This is a genomic window from Sphaerisporangium perillae, assembly GCF_023276435.1.
GTDB classification, from domain to species: Bacteria; Actinomycetota; Actinomycetes; order Streptosporangiales; family Streptosporangiaceae; genus Sphaerisporangium; species Sphaerisporangium perillae.
On the sequence record NZ_JALLPO010000115.1, the window covers coordinates 1 to 796 of the forward strand.

General features: G+C 64.1%; 2 protein-coding genes. Both read right to left on the minus strand.

What is annotated here, in order from left to right; translation table 11 throughout:
• Window position 1 precedes the first annotated feature (1 nt).
• Window positions 2–331 carry a PIN domain-containing protein gene (locus MYF83_RS42245; RefSeq protein ID WP_248966450.1) on the minus strand — a complete coding sequence of 110 codons (330 nt, stop codon included), beginning with the start codon at window positions 329–331 and terminating at the stop codon, window positions 2–4.
• Between the two features lie 62 nt (window positions 332–393).
• On the minus strand, window positions 394–699 hold the full coding sequence (locus tag MYF83_RS42250; protein ID WP_248966451.1) for a hypothetical protein: 306 nt from the start codon (window positions 697–699) through the stop codon (window positions 394–396).
• Window positions 700–796: the final 97 nt, after the last annotated feature.

A 796-nucleotide genomic window follows, 5' to 3' on the forward strand; every position in this document is an offset into this window, starting at 1 on the left:
CTTAGACTCCGACGACCTTGACGGCTTTTCCACAGAGCGTGGACATGTCATCCTCATCAGAGGTGAGGACGATCACCGGCCTGACCGCACGCAGGGCGGTGGCGGCCACCACGGCGTCGATGGCGTACTTGTGGCCATGCAGCCGGGCCTCGCGAAGAAGCTCGATCGCCCGCACACAGACCTCCTCGGTCACCGGCTCGACCTTCAGCCGCGACAGATGCCACGTGAGGCGATCACTCTTCACCCGGACGTTCTGAGCCTCGATCGGCGTCATCGCGCTAACGACGACCCGAAAGTCGTTTGCCTGGGCCTCGCGCACGATCGCGGTCACTCTCTGGTCGACCTGGCACCACCTGACGAGACCCTCGCAGTCGAGGACCACGGTGCCTGCGCTCAGCTTGCTTCGTGCGCGCGCCATCCGCCCTCTTCCTGGAGCTCGGGTGCGGATTTTACGCTGCGAAACAGCTCCACCGCCTCATCGCGCAATCCCTGCGGGATCGGCCCGGAGACGGCCTCGTTCGCCTGCAACGCCTCCTCCAGGAGGTCCCGCTCGATCTGACGTTCAACCGCGGCATCGACATAGGCTGAGAACCCGCGTGCACCGACGCGTTCCCTGACCGCCCGGATGTTCCCCGCGCGCAGGGAGACACTCACCTTGGCCGCTGGGCCGTCTCCCGGGGCGTAGTCCTGCTCAGGCACGCTCATACAGCTAGTTTACTACTTCGAGTAGCAAATAACTGGAATTCTCACTCCCATAGATCCAGCAACCGAGTCTCACCCCCTGCGAGAAGCGAGC